The 21,281-nt window shown below is 73.1% G+C and carries 16 protein-coding genes; 13 read left to right on the top strand and 3 right to left on the bottom strand.

What is annotated here, in order from left to right; all coding sequences use genetic code 11:
* Nucleotides 1–61: 61 nt before the first annotated feature.
* Genes LG324_RS11425 through LG324_RS11410 form a run of 4 tightly spaced genes read left to right on the top strand, consistent with a single transcriptional unit; the run spans nt 62 to nt 4,118 of the window.
* Entirely contained in the window at nt 62–1,855 is a 1,794-nt protein-coding gene (locus tag LG324_RS11425) for a glycoside hydrolase family 15 protein (protein WP_404347970.1), read from the top strand.
* A 10-nt stretch (nt 1,856–1,865) separates the two neighbouring features.
* Complete coding sequence (locus LG324_RS11420; RefSeq protein WP_404347968.1) at nt 1,866–2,561, top strand: maleylpyruvate isomerase family mycothiol-dependent enzyme; 696 nt, start codon at nt 1,866–1,868, stop codon at nt 2,559–2,561.
* A 2-nt stretch (nt 2,562–2,563) separates the two neighbouring features.
* A complete protein-coding gene (locus LG324_RS11415; protein WP_404347966.1) occupies nt 2,564–3,226 on the top strand; it encodes an MBL fold metallo-hydrolase in 663 nt (220 codons plus the stop codon).
* Between the two features lie 16 nt (nt 3,227–3,242).
* Entirely contained in the window at nt 3,243–4,118 is an 876-nt protein-coding gene (locus LG324_RS11410) for a DMT family transporter (RefSeq protein ID WP_207021855.1), read from the top strand.
* A 21-nt stretch (nt 4,119–4,139) separates the two neighbouring features.
* On the opposite strand, the gene LG324_RS11405 is transcribed toward LG324_RS11410, so the two are convergent.
* Nucleotides 4,140–5,159, bottom strand: coding sequence for a TerC family protein (locus LG324_RS11405; RefSeq protein WP_404347964.1), 1,020 nt, complete (start codon nt 5,157–5,159; stop codon nt 4,140–4,142).
* 66 nt (nt 5,160–5,225) lie between these two features.
* Between LG324_RS11405 and LG324_RS11400 the strand changes: the two genes are divergently transcribed.
* From LG324_RS11400 to LG324_RS11390, 3 genes are all read left to right on the top strand, one after another.
* A complete protein-coding gene (locus tag LG324_RS11400; protein WP_404347962.1) occupies nt 5,226–7,883 on the top strand; it encodes a phosphoenolpyruvate carboxylase in 2,658 nt (885 codons plus the stop codon).
* A 115-nt stretch (nt 7,884–7,998) separates the two neighbouring features.
* On the top strand, nt 7,999–9,456 hold the full coding sequence (locus LG324_RS11395; RefSeq protein ID WP_404347960.1) for a DUF222 domain-containing protein: 1,458 nt from the start codon (nt 7,999–8,001) through the stop codon (nt 9,454–9,456).
* 9 nt (nt 9,457–9,465) lie between these two features.
* The gene (locus tag LG324_RS11390) at nt 9,466–9,654 is read left to right on the top strand and encodes a hypothetical protein (protein ID WP_404347957.1); all 189 of its coding nucleotides are present in this window, start codon (nt 9,466–9,468) and stop codon (nt 9,652–9,654) included.
* 53 nt (nt 9,655–9,707) lie between these two features.
* Here the strand turns inward: LG324_RS11390 and LG324_RS11385 are convergent, their stop codons facing one another.
* Entirely contained in the window at nt 9,708–10,001 is a 294-nt protein-coding gene (locus LG324_RS11385; protein ID WP_404347954.1) for a hypothetical protein, read from the bottom strand.
* Between the two features lie 244 nt (nt 10,002–10,245).
* Here LG324_RS11385 and LG324_RS11380 point away from each other — a divergent pair, with 244 nt between their 5' ends.
* Complete coding sequence (locus tag LG324_RS11380) at nt 10,246–11,271, top strand: aldo/keto reductase (RefSeq protein WP_404347951.1); 1,026 nt, start codon at nt 10,246–10,248, stop codon at nt 11,269–11,271.
* Between the two features lie 14 nt (nt 11,272–11,285).
* Here the strand turns inward: LG324_RS11380 and uvrB are convergent, their stop codons facing one another.
* Nucleotides 11,286–13,400 carry an excinuclease ABC subunit UvrB gene (gene uvrB, locus LG324_RS11375; RefSeq protein ID WP_030528365.1) on the bottom strand — a complete coding sequence of 705 codons (2,115 nt, stop codon included), beginning with the start codon at nt 13,398–13,400 and terminating at the stop codon, nt 11,286–11,288.
* Nucleotides 13,401–13,490: 90 nt separating this feature from the next.
* On the opposite strand from uvrB, the gene LG324_RS11370 reads away from it, so the two are divergent.
* The 5 genes from LG324_RS11370 (at nt 13,491) to LG324_RS11350 (ending at nt 21,248) form a co-directional block, all read left to right on the top strand.
* The gene (locus LG324_RS11370; RefSeq protein ID WP_404347948.1) at nt 13,491–14,807 is read left to right on the top strand and encodes an ROK family protein; all 1,317 of its coding nucleotides are present in this window, start codon (nt 13,491–13,493) and stop codon (nt 14,805–14,807) included.
* Nucleotides 14,808–14,947: 140 nt separating this feature from the next.
* A complete protein-coding gene (locus tag LG324_RS11365; protein ID WP_404347946.1) occupies nt 14,948–16,306 on the top strand; it encodes an extracellular solute-binding protein in 1,359 nt (452 codons plus the stop codon).
* 1 nt (nt 16,307) lies between these two features.
* Entirely contained in the window at nt 16,308–17,249 is a 942-nt protein-coding gene (locus LG324_RS11360; protein ID WP_030528362.1) for a carbohydrate ABC transporter permease, read from the top strand.
* On the top strand, nt 17,246–18,169 hold the full coding sequence (locus LG324_RS11355) for a carbohydrate ABC transporter permease (RefSeq protein ID WP_404347942.1): 924 nt from the start codon (nt 17,246–17,248) through the stop codon (nt 18,167–18,169). The genes LG324_RS11360 and LG324_RS11355 overlap by 4 nt, the downstream gene beginning before the upstream one ends.
* Before the next feature lie 16 nt (nt 18,170–18,185).
* Nucleotides 18,186–21,248 carry an alpha-mannosidase gene (locus tag LG324_RS11350; protein ID WP_404347940.1) on the top strand — a complete coding sequence of 1,021 codons (3,063 nt, stop codon included), beginning with the start codon at nt 18,186–18,188 and terminating at the stop codon, nt 21,246–21,248.
* The last annotated feature ends 33 nt before the right edge of the window (nt 21,249–21,281 follow it).

Raw genomic sequence — 21,281 nt, 5'->3', positions numbered from 1 at the left:
CCCCTCATCAGCGGTGACGGCATCCGGGGTTCGTCCAGACCCGGCGTCTAGGGTCGACGAGGTGAGCACCCCCATCGCCGAGTACGCCCTCCTCGGGGACACCGAGGGCGCGGCCCTCGTCAGCCGGCACGGAGCCGTCGACTGGCTCTGCCTCCCCCGCTTCGACTCCCCCGCCTGTTTCGCGGCCCTCCTCGGGACCGACGACCACGGCCGCTGGTTCCTCGGGCCGGTCGACGAGGCGACGGCGACGCGCGCGTACCGCGAGAACAGCTTCGTCCTCGACACCGTCCACGAGACCGCGACGGGGCGGGTGCGTGTGACCGACCTCATGCCGTTCGGCGACGGTCGCGCCGACCTCGTGCGCATCGTCGAAGGCCTCGAGGGCGAGGTGGCGATGCTCCACGAGTGGGTCGTGCGGACGGGGTACGGCAAGGTCCTGCCCTGGGTGTCGCGGACCGAGGACTGCGACGGTGTCACGGTCATCCGCGCCGTCGCGGGGCCGGACATGCTCGTGCTGCGCGGCGACCGGCTGCCCGAGCCCACCGACCACCACCACCGCGACGAGTTCACGGTCCGCGCGGGCGAGCGCTACGAGTTCGCGATGACCTGGGTGCCGTCGTGGTGCGAGGTCCCCGGCGCGCTCGACGTGCCGAGCCGCGTCGACGACACCGTGCGGCGGTTCGACGACTGGGCCGCCCGGCACACCCACGACGGGCCCTACCGCGACGCGGTCACCCGCTCGCTGCTCGTCCTGCGCCTGCTCACCGACGAGCTGCGCGGTGGCATCGTCGCCGCGCCGACGACGAGCCTGCCCGAGGACGTCGGCGGCGAGCGCAACTGGGACTACCGGTACTGCTGGCTGCGCGACGCCTCGCTCACCCTCGAGGCGCTGCTCGCCTGCGGCTACGTCGACGAGACGCGGCTGTGGCGCGACTGGCTCGTGCGGGCGGTCGCCGGCGACCCGGCCGACCTCCAGATCATGTACGCCGTCGACGGCAGCCGCGAGCTGCCCGAGCGCACGCTCGACCACCTGCCCGGCTACGAGGGCTCGCGCCCGGTGCGGGTCGGCAACGCGGCGGTCGACCAGCGCCAGAGCGACGTCCTCGGCGAGGTGATGATCTCGCTCGACGAGGCCCGGCGCCTCGGCGTCAGCGAGTCGCACGAGTCGTGGGCCGTCCAGGAGGCCCTCGTCGACGACCTCGCGGACCACTGGGACCAGAGCGACAACGGCCTGTGGGAGATCCGGGGCGAGCCGCAGCACTTCACGCACTCGCGGGTCATGGTCTGGGCCGCCTTCGACCGGGCCGTCCGGGCGGTCGAGGAGGACGGCCACGAGGGCGACGTCGAGCGCTGGCGCGCCCTGCGGGACCGCGTCCACGCGGAGGTCCTCGACCAGGGCTTCGACGCCGAGCGCGGCACCTTCGTCCAGCACTACGGCACCCGCGAGGTCGACGCGGCGCTGCTGCTCATCCCGACCGTCGGCTTCCTGCCGGCCCACGACGAGCGCGTGCTGGGCACCGTCCGGGCCGTCGAGGAGGACCTGCTGCGCGACGGCTTCGTCCTGCGCTACCGCACCGAGAGCGGGGTCGACGGGCTGCGCGGCGACGAGAACCCGTTCCTCGCCTGCTCGTTCTGGCTCGCCGAGGCCTACGCCCGGTGCGGCCGCGTCGACGACGCGCACACCCTGATGGACCGGCTCCTCGGGATCCGCAACGACCTCGGCCTGCTCTCGGAGGAGTACGACCCGTCGACCGACCGGCTCGTCGGCAACTTCCCGCAGGCGTTCTCGCACCTCGCGCTCGTCCGCGCGGCCATCGCGATCGCGGAGGCCGACGCGCAGGCCGGGCGGCGGTAGCGTCGGCGGCATGACCGGCACCCGGATCGACCCCGCCCAGTACGTCGGCGCGCACACCGCCCGGCTCGTCGCCACCACGCGGGCCCTGCCCGACGCCGCCGGCCCGACGCTCTGCGAGGGGTGGACCCGCGGGCACGTCGTCACCCACGTCGCGCGCAACGCCGACGGGCTCGCCCGGCTCGTGCGCTCGGCCGTCGACGGCACCCGCGAGACGATGTACGCGAGCCGGGACCAGCGCAACGCCGACATCGACGAGGGCGCCGGCCGCACCCCCGCCGAGCTCGCCGACGACCTCGAGCGCACCGCCGCCGAGTACGCCGCCGAGGCGCCGCGCCTGGGCCCCGAGCACGCCGGGCACGCACTCGAGCGCACCCCCGGCGACGTGCGCGGCACCGCGGCCGACATCCCGATGATGCGGCTGCGCGAGGTGACGTGGCACCACGTCGACCTCGACGCCGGCTTCGGGTTCGCCGACCTCGAGCCCGAGCTCCTGCTGGCCTTCCTCGACGAGGAGGCCGAGCGCCTGCGCACCCTCGACGACGCCCCGGACGTGACGCTGCGCTCGGACGAGGGCGAGGAGTGGACCGTCGGCCTGGGCACGACCTCGGTGACCGGCAGCCGCGCCGCGCTCCTCGGATGGCTCGCCCGCGGCCTCACCGACGGTGTCTCCGCCGACCCCCTGCCCCGACTCCCGGACGGACGATGACGATGGCCTACACCGGCGACGTGACCCCCGGCGGCCCGAGCGACGTGCGCGAGCTCGGCCCCGCGACCCTGCGCAAGATGTCGGTCTCGGACATGCACAACAACGTCTACCTCCTCACCTGCACGGCCACCGGCGAACAGCTGATGGTCGACGCCGCGGACGACCCCGACCGCTGCCTCGCGCTCGTCGCTGAGGGCACCGGGCGCCTCGACCACCTCGTGACGACGCACCAGCACTGGGACCACGTCCGGGCGCTGCCGGACGTGGCCCGCGCCACCGGCGCCCGCACCTACGCCGGCGAGGAGGACGCGGACGCGCTGCCGCTGGCGCCGGACGTCCGTCTGCGACAGGGCGACACGCTGCGGGTCGGTGAGCTCGTGCTCGACGTGGTGCACCTGCGCGGCCACACGCCCGGCTCGGTCGCGCTCGCCTGGCGGGCGCCCGACGGGGTGACGCACCTCTTCACCGGCGACACCCTCTTCCCCGGCGGCGTCGGCAACACGAAGAACGAGGGCCAGGACTTCGACGCCCTCTACGGCGACGTCACCGAGCGCATCTTCGGCGTGTACGACGACCAGACGTGGTTCTATCCAGGGCACGGCGGCGACTCGACGCTCGGGGCGGAGCGGCCGCACCTGGACGAGTGGCGCGAGCGCGCATGGTGATGGCTAGCCTGCAGCGGTGACGACCGCCGCCGACCGGGTTCCCGCTCCCCTGCTCGTCCTCGCGGGGGTCGTGTCCGTCCAGTTCGGCGGCGCGCTGGCGCAGACCCTCGTGCCGGTCATCGGTGCGGGCGGTTCGGTCGTCATGCGGCTGCTGTTCGCGACCGCGCTGCTGCTGGCCTTCGTCCGGCCCCGCTGGCACGGTCACACCCGGCGCGCCTGGGCCACCGTCGCGGCCTTCGGCGTCGCGCTCGGCCTCATGAACTACACCTTCTACCAGTCGCTGGCGCACCTGCCGATCGGCGTCGCGGTGACCATCGAGTTCATCGGGCCGCTCACGCTGGCGGCCGTGCTGTCGCGGCGTGTCGTCGACGCCCTCGGGGTGCTCGCGGCCGCGGCGGGCGTCGTCCTCATCTCGGAGGCGCTCGAGGTGCCGTTCGCCGAGCTGGAGTGGACGGGCATCCTGCTCGCCCTGGCCGCCGGCGGCTTCTGGGCGGCCTACATCGTCCTGTCCGGTCGCACCGGCGCGGCCTTCCCGAAGCTCGAGGGCCTCGCGCTGGCGATGGTCGTCGCCACCCTCGTCACGCTGCCGCTCGGGGTCACCAGCGTCCCGTCGTGGACCGGCGAGGCGCTGCTCAAGGGCCTGGGCATCGCGGTGCTGTCGTCGGTGCTGCCCTACTCGCTCGAGCTGCTGGCGCTGCGTCGGCTGCGCGCGCAGGTGTTCGGCATCCTGCTGAGCCTCGAGCCGGCGGCCGCGGCGGTCGCGGGGCTGGTCGTGCTCGGCCAGCGGCTCGCGCCGAGCCAGCTCGTCGGGATGGCGCTCGTCGTCGGCGCGTCGGCCCTCGTCCTCGGGCTCGGGGCGCGCAAGGACCCCGCCGAGGCGCAGGCCGCCTGAGCCGCCGGACCGGGCCGGGGGTCAGTCCTCGACGAGCTCGGGGTGGCGCCGGGTGCGCCACAGGCTGAGCACGGTGGTGACGCCGAGGATGACGACGATCGCGCCGAGCGAGACGGAGATCGGGATCTCCGGCACCGGCACCTTCTCGCCGCCGTTGATGAACGCGAGCTCGTTCTCGTGCAGGGCGTGGAGGATGAGCTTGAGGCCGATGAAGGCGAGCAGCACCGCGAGGCCGTAGCTGAGGTAGATGAGCTTCTTGAGCAGGCCACCGATGAGGAAGTACAGCTGCCGCAGACCCATGAGGGCGAAGAGGTTGGCGACGAGGACGAGGTAGGGCTCGTCGGTGAGGCCGTAGATCGCGGGGATGGAGTCGAGCGCGAAGAGCAGGTCGGTCGTGCCGAGCGCGACGATGACGAAGAAGAGCGGCGTGGCGAGCCGGGCCCCGTTCTGCCGCGTGAAGAGCTTCGTGCCGTCGTAGTCCTCGCTGGCCGGGAAGCGCTTGGACACCAGGCGCATGAAGCGGTTCTGCTCGTACTCGTCGTCGTCGGTCTCGCCGCCGCTGGCCAGCTTCCACGCCGTGTAGACGAGGAACGCGCCGAAGATGTAGAACACCCAGCTGAAGTTGTTGATCGCGGCCGCGCCGACGGCGATGAAGATGCCGCGCAGGACGATCGCGATGACGATGCCGACCATGAGCGCGAACTGCTGGTACTTCTCCGGCACCCGGAAGCTCGCCATGATGAGGATGAAGATGAAGAGGTTGTCGACCGAGAGCGAGTACTCGGTCAGCCAGCCCGCGAAGAACTCACCCGCGAGCTGGCCCCCGGCGGTGAACCAGAGCCCGAGCCCGAAGAGGACCGCGGCACCGACGTAGACGGCCAGCGCCGACACGAGCTCCTTGGTGGAGGGACGGTGCGGGCGGCGGGCGATGACCGCGATGTCGAAGGCGAGGACGGCGACGGCGACGCCGATCGTCACCCACCAGACCCAGGGGGCGAGGTCGAGGTCGCTGGTGGCGGCGGGCAGCAGGGCGGGAAGCACCGCGCCAGCGTAACGGTGGGTGGACGCCCCGTTGCGCCACGTCCGCGCGCTCCTAGGCTGGCCGTCATGGCCAGCATGCTCGACGACCTGTCCCTGCTGACGAGCCTGCACCGGCAGGTGGTCGAGGAGTCCGGACGCGCGGACCTCCTCGAGCTGACCGACGCCCTCGAGCGGCGCTGCCGCGGCGAGGAGGACGGCGACCCGGCGGCGCTCGTGGCGGCCCTCGACCCGGAGACGACGTCCCGGCTGGCGCGCCTGCTGACGGTGCACCTGCACCTGACCAACCTCGCCGAGGAGCGGCACCGGGCCCGGTCCCTGCGCCGGGAGGACGGCGAGTACGGCGGCGGCAGCGACACCGGCGACATCGGGCCGGCCGTCGCCGCGGCGGGTCCGGACGCCCGGGCGCGCCTGGAGCGGATGCGCATCCACCCCGTGCTGACCGCCCACCCGACCGAGGCGCGCCGCCGGGCGGTGGCGTCGGCGCTGCGTCGCATCGCCGAGCACCTCGACACGCACGCCGACCCGGGCTCGGGCCCCTCGGAGCGGGCCCGCGCGCGGCGCCGGATGCTCGAGGACATCGACATCCTCCAGCGCACCTCGACGCTGCGCATCACCCGGCCGACGCCGGCCGACGAGGTGAAGACGGTGCTCACGGTCTTCCGGCAGTCACTCATCCACGCGGTGCCGCGCTTCCAGCGTGCGGTCGAGGCGGCCTTCGGCGGTGACGAGCGGCCCTCCGACACACCGCTCCCGCCCATCGTCCGGTTCGGGTCCTGGGTGGGGGGTGACCGCGACGGCAACCCGTTCGTCACCGCCGAGGTGACGCGCGAGACGGTGCGCGCCCATGCCGACCAGGCGCTCGAGATCCTCCACGACGCCGTGGACCGGGTCGCCCGGATGATCACGGTCGACGAGGAGTCGACGCCCCCGACGGCGGCGCTGCGCGACGCCCTCGCCAACGACGCGGCCGCGCACCCACGCCTGCTCGCCGAGGTGACCAAGGACTCCCCCAACGAGCCGCACCGCCAGAAGCTGCTCGTCGTCGCGGCCCGGCTGGCGGCGACCCGTGACGAGCGGGCCGGCGTCGCGTACGGCTCGCCCGAGGAGGCGCTGGCCGACCTCGCCCTCGTCCAGGACTCGCTCGTCGCCGCCGGTGACGCGCGCACGGCCCACGGCGAGCTGCAGGACGTCGTCTGGATGGTGCAGACGTTCGGGTTCCACCTCGCCGAGCTCGAGGTGCGGCAGCACTCGGCCGTCCACCGGGCGGCCCTCGTCGAGGCGCTCGGGCTCCTGCCGGACGACGCCCGGCCGGCCGACCCCGAGGTCGCGGCGACCGACCCCGCGCTGCTGGACCGGCTCGCGGTCGACGGCTGGCCCGAGCTCGTCGGGGCTCCCGGCGACCGGACCCGCGAGGTGCTCGACACCCTGCGCGTCATGGCCTGGCTCCAGCAGCGGTGGGGCCGGCGCAGCTGCGGCCGGTACGTCGTCTCGTTCAGCCAGTCCGCCGCCGACCTCGTCGCGGTGCGGGCGCTGGCCCGGCTCGCGGTGGGGACGCGCCCGTTGGCGCTCGACGTCGTGCCGCTCTTCGAGACCGGCGCCGACCTCGACGCCGCCGACCACACGCTCGAGGAGTGGGTGGCCCTGCCGTCGACGGCGACGTGGCTCGAGGGCGTCGACCGGCAGGTCGAGGTGATGCTCGGCTACTCCGACTCGGCCAAGGACGTGGGTCCGGCGGCGGCCACCCTCGCGCTGCACCGCGCGCAGGTCGGGCTCGTCGCGTGGGCCCGGCGGCACGGGGTGGAGCTGACGCTCTTCCACGGTCGTGGTGGGTCCCTCGGCCGTGGGGGCGGTCCGCTGCACCGGGCCATCGCGGCGCAGCCGACGGGGTCGGTCGACGGGCGGTTCAAGGTGACCGAGCAGGGCGAGGTGATCTTCGCCCGGTACGCCGACGTCCGCATCGCCGAGCAGCACCTCGAGCGGGTCGCATCGGCCGTGCTGCTGACCGACGCGCCGGAGCACGTCGCCGCGCGCGACGAGGCGGCCGGGCGGTTCGACGCCGTGGGTTCCGCTGTGGCAGAGGCGAGCCGGACGGCGTTCCGCTCGCTGGTGGAGCAGCCGGGCTTTGCGGACTTCTTCGCGATGTCGAGCCCGCTCGACCTCCTGGCCGACTTGCGGCTCGGGTCACGTCCCTCGCGGCGCAGCGGCTCGGAGTCGGGACGCAGCCTCGACGACCTGCGCGCCATCCCGTGGGTGTTCGCGTGGTCGATGACGCGGGTCAACCTGCCCGGCTGGTACGGGCTCGGCAGCGGCCTCGCCGCGCTCGGCGACCTCGACGAGGCCCGGCAGGCCTACCGCGAGTGGCCGGTGTTCGCGGCGCTCGTCGACGTCGCCGAGATGAGCCTGGCGAAGACCGACGACGACCTGGCGGCCGCGTTCCTCGCCCTCGGTGGGCGGCCCGAGCTCGCGACCCAGGTGCTCGACGAGCTCGCGCTCACCCGGCGGATGGTGCTCGAGCTGCTGGGGCAGGACGAGATGCTCGAGCGGAAGCCGCACCTGTACACCGCCGTCGGGCTGCGGCGGCCGTTCGTCGACATGCTCAGCCACCTGCTGCTGCGCGGGCTCGGCGAGCTGCGGGCGACCGGCGAGGACGAGGGGTCGCAGTGGCACCGGCCGCTCCTGCTGACCGTCAACGGGCTCGCGGCGGGGCTGCAGAACACCGGGTGATGCGTGCCGGCCGGTGACGGTTGGCGCTCGAACAGGTCTGGGGTGCAGGCACTTTCGTTGTCCACAGGGGCGTCTCAACACTTGTCCGTCGAACAGATGTTCGGTACACTGAGGCATGGACACCGAGACCCTCTCCCGCCGCATCGCGTCGCTGCGCGAGGAGTGCGCGCGGCTGGGTCGTGAGCTGGTCGAGGGTGGTCACTCGCTGTCCTCGGAGGAGGCCTTCGCGCTGGCGGGGGAGCTGCAGGGTGTCGTGAACGCGGCCGAGGGGGCCACGGCGGTGGCTGGCGCGTGGGGTGCTCGAGTGGAGACGACGGTGCGCTCGGGGTCGTGGGAGCGGGTGCACCCGGTGGGGTTCGTCGACGCGATGGCCTCGACGCGGATGTCGCTTGCGACGGGGTTGACCGAGGGGGTGGCGGGCCGGAAGGCGGCGTTGGGTGCTGCGCTGGGTGAGCGGTTCCCGCGGGTGCGCGAGCTGCTCGTCGCGGGCGAGGTGGCCGTGGTGAACGTGCACAAGGTGGTCGACGCGTGCGCCGGGCTTGACGTGGCGGCGTGCGTGCGGGTCGATGCCGATCTCGCGCCGCGATTGGCGGGGATGGACCCGGCGCGGGTCGCGGGTGAGGCACGTCGGGTCGCGACGCGGGTGGCGGCCGACCAGGTGGCCGCGCACGTGGCGCGGACGCGCAAGGGGCGCCGGGTGGAGGTGTGCCCGGGTGAGGACGGGCTGACGGAGTGGTTCGCGTCCCTGCCGACGGCGACCTCGAGCGCGATGTGGGCGGCGGTGGAGGAGCTGGCTGGTGACTACCGACAGAGCGACGGCGCGCTGTCGGTGCCGGAGTCGCGGGCGGACGCGCTGGCCGACCTCGTGCTGCGCAACGTCAAGGTCAGCGCCCAGGTCACCCTCGGGGTGCCGGTCGTGACCGACCGGCCCGCACCCGAGGAGCAGTGCGGGACGAGGTTCCGGATGGAGTGGGACGACGACGAGACGGTCATCGACGCGGTGACCGGACTGGAGACGCGCTACGGGGACCTCGACGCGGCCAGCCGGGAAGCGCTGTCGTGGCTGGAGGAGCCGGCCGAGCTCGACGGCGACCTCACCTACACCCAAGCGGTCGTGTCGCCCGGGTACGCGGTGTCCGGGACTCAGCTGCCCGGCCTGGGCTGGGTCGACCCCGCCACCCTCGCCAACCTCCTCAAGGTCCTGCCGTTCGAGGTCGCCCGCGCCGTGCTCGAGGCCGACACCGGCACCCTGGCCTCCCTCACCACCGGCGCGTACAAGCCACCGACGGCGATCAGCGAGTTCGTCAAGACGAGGGACGGGACGTGCCGGATGTGGGGCTGCACCCGACCGGCCGCTAGCTGCGACCTCGACCACGTGCGTCCCTGGCCCGTCGGCCACACCACCCCCATCGGGTTGGAGGACCTCTGCCGACGCCACCACCGCTTCAAGCAGCAAGGCCGGTGGCGACCCCACCTCGACCCGGACGGCACCGTCACCTGGCACGGACCCGACGGCGCCACCCGCACCACCGAACCCCAGCACCGCGTCCCGAACCCGCTCGACCACCCCTAGGGTGACCGCATGGGGTCCTCGTTCTCGGCCGCTGCGGCCGCCGTCGGTCTGTGCGCCGTGCTCGTCGCGTTCTTCGCCGGGTTCGGCGGGATGTCGTGGGAGGGGGCGGTGCTCGTCTCGGGCGTGCTCCTGCTCGTCGCCGCCGGCGTGGTGCGGTGGTACGGCGGCCTCTCGGCCGAGACTCCCCCGGAGGGCTGACCGTCGGCGCGGTCAGCGCCGGCAGGCCCGAGCGAAGTCCGGGTGCACCCGCGTCACGACGAGGACGCCCTCCGGCGACAACCGGACGCCGACGCGTGGCGCCACTCGGTGACGACGACCGTGGCGAGCCCGAGGACCGACAGCCACACGAGGAACCCCGCCCGCTCGACCCCGGCCGAAGCCCCCACGAGCGCCATGACCGGTCCCGCGGCGACGAGGACCCAGCCGGCGCGGCGCCATCCCCGGTAGCGCAGGACGAGGTCGCGTCGCCACGGCAGCTCCACCTCGTACCGCCGACCGGACATCGTCGACGCGAAGAGCCACGGGAGGATCCCGAAGAGGATCATCGCGCCGGTCCTCCCCGGGGCCGCGCTGCCGGCCAGCCGTACCGAGTCCTCCGTCGGGACACCCGACTTCACGCACAGCGGAGGAAGGTCTCGTCGGACGCGACCGGGCTCACCGATCTCCACCACAGCCACCCCCGGAGGCTAGGGCCTGCGTGAGAGCCCTGTCGCCGGAACCGAACGAACGTGTGAGTCGGTCGGCATCGCGGGCCCGTCCCGCGACGGACCCCGGTCTAGGGTCGAACGCATGCGCTACCGACGACTCGGCAACAGTGGAACCGCGGTCTCCGAGCTCTGCCTCGGCACGATGACCTTCGGGACGGAGACGGACGAGACCGGCTCGCACGAGCAGCTCGACGTCTTCCTCGAGGCGGGCGGCACGCTCGTCGACACCGCGAACGTGTACTCCGGCGGGGTGTCCGAGGAGATCATCGGCCGCTGGCTCAAGGACCGCCCGACGGACGTCACCGACCGGGTCGTCCTCGCGACCAAGGGCCGCTTCGCCCTCGAGGAGGGCCCCAACAGCAGCGGCCTCTCGGCCCGGCACCTGACCCGCGCCCTCGACGCCTCCCTCGACCGGCTCGGCGTCGACTCCGTCGACCTCTACCAGGTGCACGCCTCCGACGAGCACACGCCGATGGAGGAGACCCTGCGCACCCTCGACGGGTTCGTGCAGGCGGGCAAGATCCGCTACTACGGCCTCTCCAACTTCACCGGTTGGGAGCTGACCAAGCTCGTCCACACCGCGCGCGCCCTCGGGGTGCGCCCGCCGGTGACCCTCCAGCCGCAGTACAGCCTCATCGTCCGCGAGATCGAGTGGGAGATCGTCCCCGCCGTGCTCGACGCCGGGATGGGACTGCTCCCCTGGAGCCCGCTCGGCGGCGGCTGGCTGTCGGGCAAGTACACCCGGGACCAGCGACCCACCGGCGACACCCGCCTCGGCGACGACCCGAACCGCGGGATGGAGGCCTACGACCGCCGCGGCACCGACCGCACGTGGCGGATCATCGAGGCCGTCGAGCAGGTCGCCCAGGCGCGCGGTGTCTCGATGGCCGAGGTCGCCCTCTCGTGGGTGACCAACCGCCCGGCCGTCACCGCGACGATCCTCGGCGCACGCACCACCGAGCAGCTCCGAGCCAACCTCCGCTCCGTCGACGTCGAGCTGACGCCCGAGGAGAACGCGGCGCTCGACGCGGCGAGCGACCTCGAGGCGACCGACTACCCCTACGGCGAGATGGGCGTGCAGCAGCGCAGCCGCGACCTCGCCGGCTGAGCCGGTCGCCCGGGCTAGCGCGTCGCCTCGCTCATCTGCCGCAGCTCCTTCTTGAGGTCGCCGATCTCGTCGCGCAGCCGCGCCGCGAGCTCGAAGTGCAGGTCGCCGGCGGCCTGGTGCATCTGCGTCGAGAGCTCCTGGATGAGGCCGGCCAGCTCGCTCGCCGGCAGGTCCTTGCCGCGCTGCGTGCCCATCGCGGCGTCCGCGTCGGCCGCCACCGCGCCGCGGCCACGACCACCGTCGGCCTTACCGCGCGACCGCGCCCGCCCGGAGCCGAGGAGCTCCTGGGTGTCGGCGTCCTCGCGCTGGAGCATGTCGGTGATGTCGGCGATCCGCTTGCGCAGCGGCTGCGGGTCGACCCCGTGCGCGAGGTTGTAGGCGACCTGCTTCTCGCGCCGGCGCGTCGTCTCCTCGACGGCGTCGCGCATCGAGGGCGTGACCTTGTCGGCGTACATGTGCACCTGGCCCGACACGTTGCGCGCCGCGCGGCCGATCGTCTGGATGAGGCTGCGGGTCGAGCGGAGGAAGCCCTCCTTGTCGGCGTCGAGGATCGCGACGAGCGACACCTCCGGCAGGTCGAGACCCTCGCGCAGGAGGTTGATGCCGACGAGGACGTCGTACTCCCCCATCCGCAGCTCGCGCAGCAGCTCGACGCGGCGGAGCGTGTCGATGTCGCTGTGCAGGTACCGGACTCGCACTCCCTTGTCGAGGAGGTAGTCGGTGAGGTCCTCGGCCATCTTCTTCGTGAGGGTCGTGACGAGGACGCGCTCGTTCTTCTCGGTGCGCAGCCGGATCTCGTGGAGCAGGTCGTCGATCTGGCCCTTGGTCGGCTTCATGATCACCTCGGGGTCGACCAGCCCGGTCGGGCGGATGACCTGCTCGACGAAGCCGTCGCTCTTGGCCAGCTCGTAGTCGCCCGGGGTCGCCGACAGGTAGACGGTCTGGCCGATCCGCTCGAGGAACTCCTCCCACTTCAGCGGCCGGTTGTCCATCGCCGACGGCAGGCGGAAGCCGTGATCGACGAGGGTGCGCTTGCGCGAGGCGTCGCCCTCGTACATCGCGCCGATCTGCGGGACGGTCTGGTGCGACTCGTCGATGACGAGGAGGAAGTCCTCCGGGAAGTAGTCGAGGAGGCAGTTGGGCGCCGAGCCCGGCGAGCGGCCGTCGATGTGCATCGAGTAGTTCTCGATCCCCGAACACGACCCGATCTGGCGCATCATCTCGATGTCGTACGTCGTGCGCATCCGCAGCCGCTGCGCCTCGAGCAGCTTCCCCTGCCGCTCGAAGTTCGCCAGCTGGTCCTCGAGCTCGCGCTCGATGCCGGCGATCGCCCGCTCCATCCGGTCCGGGCCGGCGACGTAGTGCGAGGCGGGGAAGACGTACATCTCCTGCTCCTCGCGCACGACCTCGCCGGTCAGCGGGTTGAGCGTGTAGAGCGCCTCGACCTCGTCGCCGAAGAACTCGATGCGGACGGCGTGCTCCTCGTAGACCGGGATGATCTCGACGGTGTCGCCGCGGACCCGGAAGGTGCCGCGCGTGAAGGCGAGGTCGTTGCGGGTGTACTGCATGTGGACGAACTTGCGCAGGAGGTCGTCGCGGTTGACCTCGTCGCCGACGCGCAGCGGGACCATCCGGTCGACGTACTCCTGCGGCGTGCCGAGGCCGTAGATGCACGAGACGGAGGCCACGACGATGACGTCACGGCGGGTCAGCAGGCTGTTCGTGGCGCTGTGCCGCAGCCGCTCGACCTCCTCGTTGATCGAGGAGTCCTTCTCGATGTAGGTGTCGCTCTGCGGGACGTACGCCTCGGGCTGGTAGTAGTCGTAGTAGCTGACGAAGTACTCGACGGCGTTGTGCGGCAACAGTTCTCGGAACTCGTTGGCCAGCTGCGCGGCGAGCGTCTTGTTCGGCGCCATGACCAGCGTCGGGCGCTGCACCTGCTCGACGAGCCACGCGGTGGTGGCCGACTTGCCGGTGCCGGTGGCGCCGAGGAGGACGACGTCCTGCTCGCCGGCCTTGATGCGGCGGGCGAGCTCCTCGATGGCCTTCGGCTGGTCGCCGGCGGGCGAGAACTCGGAGACGACCTCGAACGGCGCGACGCGGCGCTGGAGCTCGGTGGTGGGGCGCATGCATCCACGGTAGGCCCCGGCACCGACAGGGGCCGCGGCCGCGTGCGCGTGGACGGGATCGCTGCCCAGCCCGGGCGCCCACGTGCGACGATGACGGGCGTGCCCGCGCCCCCGACCATCCGCCGGGGCTCCAACCTGCCCCGCGTCGGGGGCTACAACCAGGTCGTCGTCCTCGAGGCGATCCGCCACCACCCGGAGGGCCTGAGCCGGGTCGAGCTGGCGTCCGCGACGGGCCTCTCCCCCCAGGCCGTCTCGAACATCTGCCGCCGCCTCCTCGACGACGACCTCGTCGTCGAGGCCGGCCGCCGGGCCTCGGGTCCCGGCAAGCCGCGCACCCTGTTGCGCCTCCAGCCCTCGGGCCGCTACGCCGTCGGCGTCCACCTCGACCCGGCCGTCGTCAGCCACGTCCTCCTCGACCTCACCGGGGAGCCGGTCGCCCGCTCCGCCCGCGCGCTGCGCCCGGGCGCCGACCCGGACGAGGTGCTGCGCGACGTCGTCGAGGACGTCGACCGCCTCGTCGCGGACTCGGGCATCGACCCGGGGCGGCTGGTCGGGCTCGGCGTCGCCGCCCCCGGTCCGCTCGATCGCGCGGCCGGCACGCTCGTGCGCCCCCCGAACCTCCCCGGCTGGGAGCGGGTCGCGGTGCGTGACACCCTCGCCGACGCGACCGGGCTGCCGGTGCTGCTCGACAAGGACGTCGTCGCCGCCGCCGTCGGCGAGGTGTGGGCCGGCGGCCTCGGACCCGGCGCGACAGCGGTCTTCCTCTACCTCGGCACCGGTGTCGGCGCCGGTCTCGTCGTCGGCGGCGAGGTGCTGCGCGGGGCCTCGGGCAACGCCGGCGAGGTCGGCCACCTCGGCACCGGCGCCACCGCCCCGTCCTGCTGGTGCGGCCTCGGCGGCTGCCTCGGCGAGGTCTGCGCGCCGGGCCAGGTCGTGCGGCGCGCGGTCCGCGAGGGCATCGGGCACTGGGACCTCGACCCCGCTGCGCCCGACCTCACGGACGCCGGCGGGCCCACCGTGCCCCCGCCGGCCGGCGACCCCCTCCACCCCGGCGCCTCGGTCCTCGTCGCCTTCGACGCCTTCTGCGACCTCGCCGACGCCGGGGACACCCGCGCCCTCGCCCTGCTCGAGGACTGGGCCCGGCACGTCGCCAAGTCGGTGACGGACCTCGTCGACGTCCTCGACGCCGACCAGGTCGTCTTCGGCGGGCCGCTCTGGGCCCGGCTCTCCCCCACGTTCCTCACGCTCGTCCCCGCGCTCGTGCGTGACCGGGCCGTCGGTGCGGCCATCCACCCGATCGCGGTGCGCGGCACCGTCCTCGGCCCCGACGTCGCCGCGGTGGGCGCCGCGAGCACCGTCCTCGACCACGCCTTCAGCGCGCGCTCCTCCGCCCTGCTCGTCGACTGACACCCCCGCCGGCCGGCGTCCACCTGTCGAGGTTACGTGTCCACGAACTCCGGATCCCCCTTGACGTCAGTTAGTCCATTTGATGTATAAACCTCGCAAGCCGGGTCAACGGTGACCCGCGAACGCGAAGGGACCCCCCGATGCAGCGCACCCGTCCTGCGGCCCTCGGTGCCGCCGCCCTCTCCCTCGGGATCGTCCTCGCCGGTTGCGGCTCGGGCTCCTCCTCCGGGTCCGGCGACACGAACACGATCACGGTCGCCTACCAGCGCACGGCGCAGTTCACGCAGCTCGACGCCGTCCTCAAGAAGGCCGCCTCGGAGTACGAGGCCGCCAACCCCGGCAAGAAGGTCAAGCTCACCGCGATCGAGGCCGAGCAGGACCAGTACTTCACCAAGCTCGCCCTGATGAACCGCTCGCCCTCCACCGCCCCCGACGTCATCTACGAGGACAGCTTCCAGGTCCGCAGCGACGCCGCCGCCGGCTACCTCGCCCCCATCGACGAGCAGCTCGCCGGGTGGTCGGACTGGAGCCAGTTCGACGACGTCGCCAAGCAGGCCGGCCTCGGCGACGACAAGAAGACCTACGGCGTCTCGATGGGCACCGACACCCGTGCGCTGGTCTACAACAAGGACATCTTCGAGAAGGCCGGACTGCCGACCGACTGGCAGCCGAAGACCTGGGACGACGTCCTCAGCGCCGCCCGCACCATCAAGCAGAAGGCCCCGGGCGTCACGCCGATCAACGTCTACGCGGGCAAGGCCGCCGGCGAGGCCACCTCGATGCAGGGCTTCGAGATGCTGCTCTACGGCACCGACAGCACGCTGTACGACGACTCCAGCCAGAAGTGGGTCACCGGGTCGCAGGGCTTCAAGGACACGCTCGGCTTCTACCAGACCATCTTCGGCGAGAAGCTCGCCCCGGCCCTCGACGTCGCGCTCGACGCCACGGTCGGCTCGCGCGTCGCCACCGAGATGCTCCCCAAGGGCGAGCTGGCCATCGCGCTCGACGGCTCGTGGCTGCCCGGCCAGTGGATCGAGGGCGACAACGCCTGGAAGGGCTGGGAGGACACCATCGGCTTCGCCCCGATGCCGACCCAGAACGGCCAGGCCCCCGGCTCGGTGTCGATGTCCGGCGGCTGGCTGCTGTCGGTCGGCGCCAACGCGAAGGACAAGAACGCGGCGTTCGACTTCATCAAGGTCGCGCTCAACCGCGAGAACTCGCTCAAGTACGACACCGAGAACAGCCAGATCGCGGTCCGCAAGGACGTCGCCTCGGACGACGCGTACACCTCGTACAACCCGTCGTTCGAGTTCTTCTCCTCGCTCGTGCCGACGACGAACTTCCGGCCGGCGACCCCGGACTACTCGCAGATCTCCGGCAACATCCAGGTCGCGGCGGAGTCCGTCGCCACCGGGTCCGCGACGCCCGACGAGGCGGCGAAGACCTACGACGAGGGGCTGGTCGGCATCGTCGGCCAGGACAAGGTCCAGGGCGGCTGAGGTGAGCACCGCCCTCGCACCCGCCCCGAGCCGCCGCGACCGCGGCGGCCCGGGGCGGGGTGCCGCCACCGGCGGCCGGCGCACGCTCCTGCGCCTCCTCCCCCTCGCCCCCGGCGTCGTCCTCATGGGGATCTTCCTCGTCGGCCCCATCGGGTACGCCCTCTACGGCTCGCTGACCAACGCGGCCCTGTCGGGCTACCGCGCCGTCGCCCCCGAGTTCGTCGGTCTCGACAACTACACGCAGCTGTTCACGAGCGGCCAGTTCTGGAAGTCGGTCTGGCTCACCCTCGTCTTCGTCGTCGGCTCCGCCATCGTCGGCCAGAACGTCCTCGGGATGGCCCTCGCGCTGCTCGTCCGCAACGGGCCGAAGCGGCTCGGCTCGGTCGTCAGCTCCCTCGTCGTCACGGCGTGGGTGCTGCCCGAGATCGTCGCCGCGTTCACCCTCTACGCGTTCTTCGCCACCGACGGCACGCTCAACGAGATGCTCGGGTGGCTCGGCCTCGACGGGCCGACCTGGCTCATCACGTTCCCGCTGCTCACCGTCATCCTCGCCAACGTCTGGCGCGGCACGGCGTTCTCGATGATGGTCTACTCGGCCGCCCTCGCCGAGGTCCCGCCGGACCTCACCGAGGCCGCGGAGATCGACGGCGCCGGCTGGTGGCAGCGCTTCACGCGGATCACGCTGCCGATGGTCCGCCGGGCCATCGCGACGAACATGATGCTCACGACGCTGCAGACCCTCGGCGTCTTCACCCTCATCTGGGTGATGACCGGCGGCGGCCCCGGGACGCAGAGCTCGACGCTGCCCATCCTCGCCTTCCAGCAGGCCTTCAAGTTCGCACAGGTCGGCTACGGCACGGCCATCGCCACGGTGACGCTCATGGTCGGTGCGCTGTTCGCCGTCGTCTACGTCAAGGTGCTCAAGCCGGAGGTCGACTCATGACGACGCCCACGACCACGCCGTCGCCCACCGCCGCCGTGCCGGTCCCGCCGGCCGCGACCCGCCCACCCCGGCGCCCCCGGGTCAGCCCCGCGGCGCCGAGCCGCACGAAGGGCCCGCGACTGGCCGCCGGGCTCGCGCTCGTCGTCGTCGGCGTGGCGTTCCTCGTGCCGCTCGCCTGGATCCTCCTCGCGTCGGTCAACCCGAGCGCCACGGTGTCGGTCTCGGTGCCGGAGGAGCCGACGCTGCAGAACTACCGCGACGTCCTCACCCCGGAGCTGACCTTCCGACCGCTGCTCAACTCGCTCGTCGTCTCGGGCGCGACGGCGGTCATCGTCGTCCTCGTCGCGACCCTGTCGGCGTACCCGCTGTCGCGGTACAGGATGCGGTTCAACCGGGCGTTCCTCCACACGATCCTCTTCGGGAGCTGCCTGCCCATCACCGCGGTGATGGTGCCGGTCTACGCCCTCTTCGTCACGCTCGGGCTGCTCGACTCGGTGCCCGGCACGGTCCTCTTCCTCTCCGCGACGGCGCTCCCGATGGCCGTCTGGATGACGAAGAACTTCATGGACTCGGTGCCGGTGTCGCTCGAGGAGGCCGCCTGGGTCGACGGGGCGAGCTCGATGCAGGCGTTGTGGCGGGTCGTCGTCCCGCTCATGCGCCCCGGCATGGCGGTCGTCTTCATCTTCGTGTTCACGCAGGCGTGGGGGAACTTCTTCGTCCCGTTCGTGCTCCTGCTCGACCCGGCGAAACAGCCTGCGGCCGTGTCGATCTACACGTTCTTCGGCACCAACGGAGCGGTGGCCTACGGGCAGCTCGCCGCCTTCTCCGTCCTGTACTCCCTGCCCGTGCTCGTCCTGTACCTCGTCGTCCAACGCCTCGGAGGCGGCTCGTTCGCCCTCGCCGGCTCCGTCAAGGGTTGAGAGGAAACCACCACCCGTGCACGACAACAGCCACCTCGTCGAGCTGCGCGTCGACCGCTTCGTGCGGGAGCGCCTCGTCCCCGGCCTCCACCGCCGCCGCACCCCCCTCACCGTCGAGTGGTGGGAGGCCCCCGGCGAGCCCGTCCCCTTCGCCGAGGCCACCACCTCCGCGTTCGAACCCGTCTCCCCCGGTACCCGCTGGGGCCGCCCGTGGGGCACGACGTGGTTCCGCGCCACCGGGACCGTCCCCGAGGGCTGGGGAGGTGACGGCACGCGCGTCGAGGTCGTCGCCGACCTCGGCTACTCCGAGGACCACCCCGGTTTCCAGGCCGAGGCCACGGCCTACCGCCCGGACGGCACCGTCATCAAGGGCCTGCACCCCCGCAACCGGTACCTACCCCTCGCGGCGGTCTCCGCGGACGGACAGGCCGTCGAGGTGCTGCTCGAGGCGTCGTCCAACCCGGACGTCGCCGGCGCCGGCGCCTTCACCTTCGAGCCGACCCCGCTCGGTGACCTCGCCACGGCCGGGCGCGAGCCGCGCTACCGCTACGACGGGGTCGACCTCGCCGAGGTCGACGTCGAGGTGTGGGAGCTGCTCCAGGACGTGACCGCCCTGCGCGGCCTCGTCGTCGAGCTGCCCGCCGGCAGCCGCCGCGCGGGCGCCCTCAAGGCGCTCGAGGACGCCGTCGACGCGGTCGACCCCGACGACGTCGCCGGCACCGCGGCGGCCGGCCGCGCCGCGCTGCGGCCCGTGCTCGACGCGGGGGCGGACGCCAGCGCGCACCGCGTCGTCGCCGTCGGGCACGCGCACATCGACTCGGCCTGGCTCTGGCCCACCCGCGAGACCGCGCGCAAGTGCGCCCGCACCTTCTCCAACGTCCTCGCCCTCATGGACGAGGACCCCGACCTCGTCTTCGCGTGCTCCTCGGCGCAGCAGTACGCCTGGGTGCGCGACAGCCAGCCCGAGCTGTTCGAGCGGATCAAGGAGCGCGTGCGCGAGGGCCGGTTCGTGCCGGTCGGCGGCATGTGGGTCGAGTCCGACACCAACATGCCCGGAGGCGAGGCGCTGGCCCGCCAGTTCGTCGCCGGCAAGCGCTTCTTCCTCGAGGAGCTCGGGGTCGAGCCGGAGGACGTCTGGCTGCCCGACTCGTTCGGCTACACGGCGGCGATGCCGCAGATCGCCCTCGCGGCGGGCGCGCGCTGGTTCCTCACCCAGAAGCCGTCGTGGAACGAGACCAACCGGATGCCGCACCACACCTTCTGGTGGGAGGGCATCGACGGGTCCCGGGTCTTCACCCACTTCCCGCCGGCCGACACCTACAACTCCGACGTCTCGGCGGCCGACCTCGCGCGCGCCGAGCGCAACTTCGCGGAGAAGGGGCGGACCGACCTCTCGCTGCTGCCCTTCGGGTACGGCGACGGCGGCGGCGGTCCCACCCGCGAGATGCTCGCGGCCGCTGCGCGCACCCACGACCTCGAGGGGTCCCCGCGGGTCGAGCTCGGCGACCCGCACGACTTCTTCCGCCGGGCCGAGGCGGCCTACCCGGACGCACCCGTGTGGAGCGGCGAGATGTACCTCGAGTTCCACCGCGGCACCTACACCTCGCAGGCCCGGACCAAGCGGGGCAACCGCCGCAGCGAGCACCTCCTGCGCGAGGCCGAGCTGTGGGCGGCGACGGCGGCGGTGACGACGGGCGCGGAGTACCCCTACGACGCGCTCGAGCGGGCGTGGCACACGGTGCTGCTGCAGCAGTTCCATGACATCCTGCCCGGCTCGTCCATCGCCTGGGTCCACCGCGAGGCCGAGGCCAACTACGAGCGGGTGGCGACCGAGCTCGAGACGCTCGTCGACGACGCCCTGGCCGCTCTCGCGGGCGAGGGCGGGCACGAGGTCGTCTTCAACGCGGCGCCGCACGACCGCGACGGGGTCACCGCCCTCGGCGCGGCGGTCCTCGACGGCTCGGGACCGGAGACCCCGGTCGGTGTCGAGGACTCCCCCGACCCCGACACCGGCGGGTGGGTCGTCGACAACGGGCTCGTGCGCCTGGTCGTCGACCGCGACGGGCTGCTCGCGTCGGTGCGCGACCTCGCCGCCGGGGGCCGCGAGGTCCTCGCGCCGGGGAGCCGCGGCGCCCTGCTCCAGCTGCACCGCGACACCCCCACCCAGTGGGACGCGTGGGACGTCGACGAGCACTACCGCCGGCACACGACCGACCTCGTCGACGCCGAGCTCGTCGAGCTCGTCGAGAAGGGGCCGGAGCGGGTCGCCGTGCGCGTCGTGCGCCGGTTCGGCTCCTCCCGGGTCGAGCAGGTGCTCGCCCTGCGGGCCGGCAGCCGGGTCGTCGACGTCGAGCTCGACGTCGACTGGCGGGAGCGTCAGAAGCTGCTCAAGCTCGCCTTCCCCCTCGACGTCCATGCCGACCGCGCGGCCTCGGAGATCCAGTTCGGCCACGTCCTGCGCCCGACGCACACGAACACCTCGTGGGACGCGGCCCGCTTCGAGACCTGCGCCCACCGCTGGGTCCACGTCGGCGAGCCGGGGTACGGCGTCGCGGTCGTCAACGACTCGACGTACGGCCACGACGTCGGCCGGACCTCGCGCGGCGACGCCGAGGCCACCCCCGGCACGACGACGACCGTCCGGCTCTCGCTCCTGCGCGCGCCGGTCTACCCCGACCCCGAGGCCGACCAGGGCCACCACCGGCTGCGGGCCGGGCTCGTCGTCGGGGCCGAGGTCGCCGAGGCCGTCGTCGAGGGCTACCGGGCGAACCTGCCGGTGCGCTCGGTGCGCGGTGCGGCCGCCCCCGCTCCGCTCGTGCGGCTCGAGGGCGACCCGGGTGTCGTCGTCGAGGCGGTCAAGCTCGCCGAGGACCGCAGCGGCGACGTGGTCGTCCGGCTCTACGAGGCCCACGGCGGGCGCGCGTCGGCACGGCTCGTCGCCGGGTTCGAGGCGACCGAGGTCGTCGAGACCGACCTGCTCGAACGGCCGCTCCGGGAGCCGCGGGCGCTGACCGACCGTGACGGCTCGATCTCGCTGCGGCCCTTCCAGATCGCGACGCTGCGGCTGCGGCGGGCCTGACACCGGTGCGCGGCGGGGACTGGCCCCGCCGCG

The sequence above is a fragment of the Phycicoccus jejuensis genome, assembly GCF_044797865.1.
Lineage (GTDB): Bacteria > Actinomycetota > Actinomycetes > Actinomycetales > Dermatophilaceae > Phycicoccus > Phycicoccus jejuensis.
Note: the sequence above shows the minus strand (reverse complement) of the source record. Positions and strands in the feature narration are given on the sequence as shown.

Bases quoted from the DNA above. Each gene is read 5' to 3' on its own strand.
- LG324_RS11400 (WP_404347962.1), top strand. From the start codon at position 5,226: ATGGCCAGCATGCTCGACGACCTGTCCCTGCTGACGAGCCTGCACCGG.
- LG324_RS11415 (WP_404347966.1), top strand. From the start codon at position 2,564: ATGGCCTACACCGGCGACGTGACCCCCGGCGGCCCGAGCGACGTGCGC.
- LG324_RS11420 (WP_404347968.1), top strand. From the start codon at position 1,866: ATGACCGGCACCCGGATCGACCCCGCCCAGTACGTCGGCGCGCACACC.
- LG324_RS11370 (WP_404347948.1), top strand. From the start codon at position 13,491: ATGACGGGCGTGCCCGCGCCCCCGACCATCCGCCGGGGCTCCAACCTG.
- LG324_RS11380 (WP_404347951.1), top strand. From the start codon at position 10,246: ATGCGCTACCGACGACTCGGCAACAGTGGAACCGCGGTCTCCGAGCTC.
- LG324_RS11395 (WP_404347960.1), top strand. From the start codon at position 7,999: ATGGACACCGAGACCCTCTCCCGCCGCATCGCGTCGCTGCGCGAGGAG.
- LG324_RS11385 (WP_404347954.1), bottom strand. From the start codon at position 10,001: ATGATCCTCTTCGGGATCCTCCCGTGGCTCTTCGCGTCGACGATGTCC.
- uvrB (WP_030528365.1), bottom strand. From the start codon at position 13,400: ATGCGCCCCACCACCGAGCTCCAGCGCCGCGTCGCGCCGTTCGAGGTC.
- LG324_RS11355 (WP_404347942.1), top strand. From the start codon at position 17,246: ATGACGACGCCCACGACCACGCCGTCGCCCACCGCCGCCGTGCCGGTC.
- LG324_RS11365 (WP_404347946.1), top strand. From the start codon at position 14,948: ATGCAGCGCACCCGTCCTGCGGCCCTCGGTGCCGCCGCCCTCTCCCTC.
- LG324_RS11390 (WP_404347957.1), top strand. From the start codon at position 9,466: ATGGGGTCCTCGTTCTCGGCCGCTGCGGCCGCCGTCGGTCTGTGCGCC.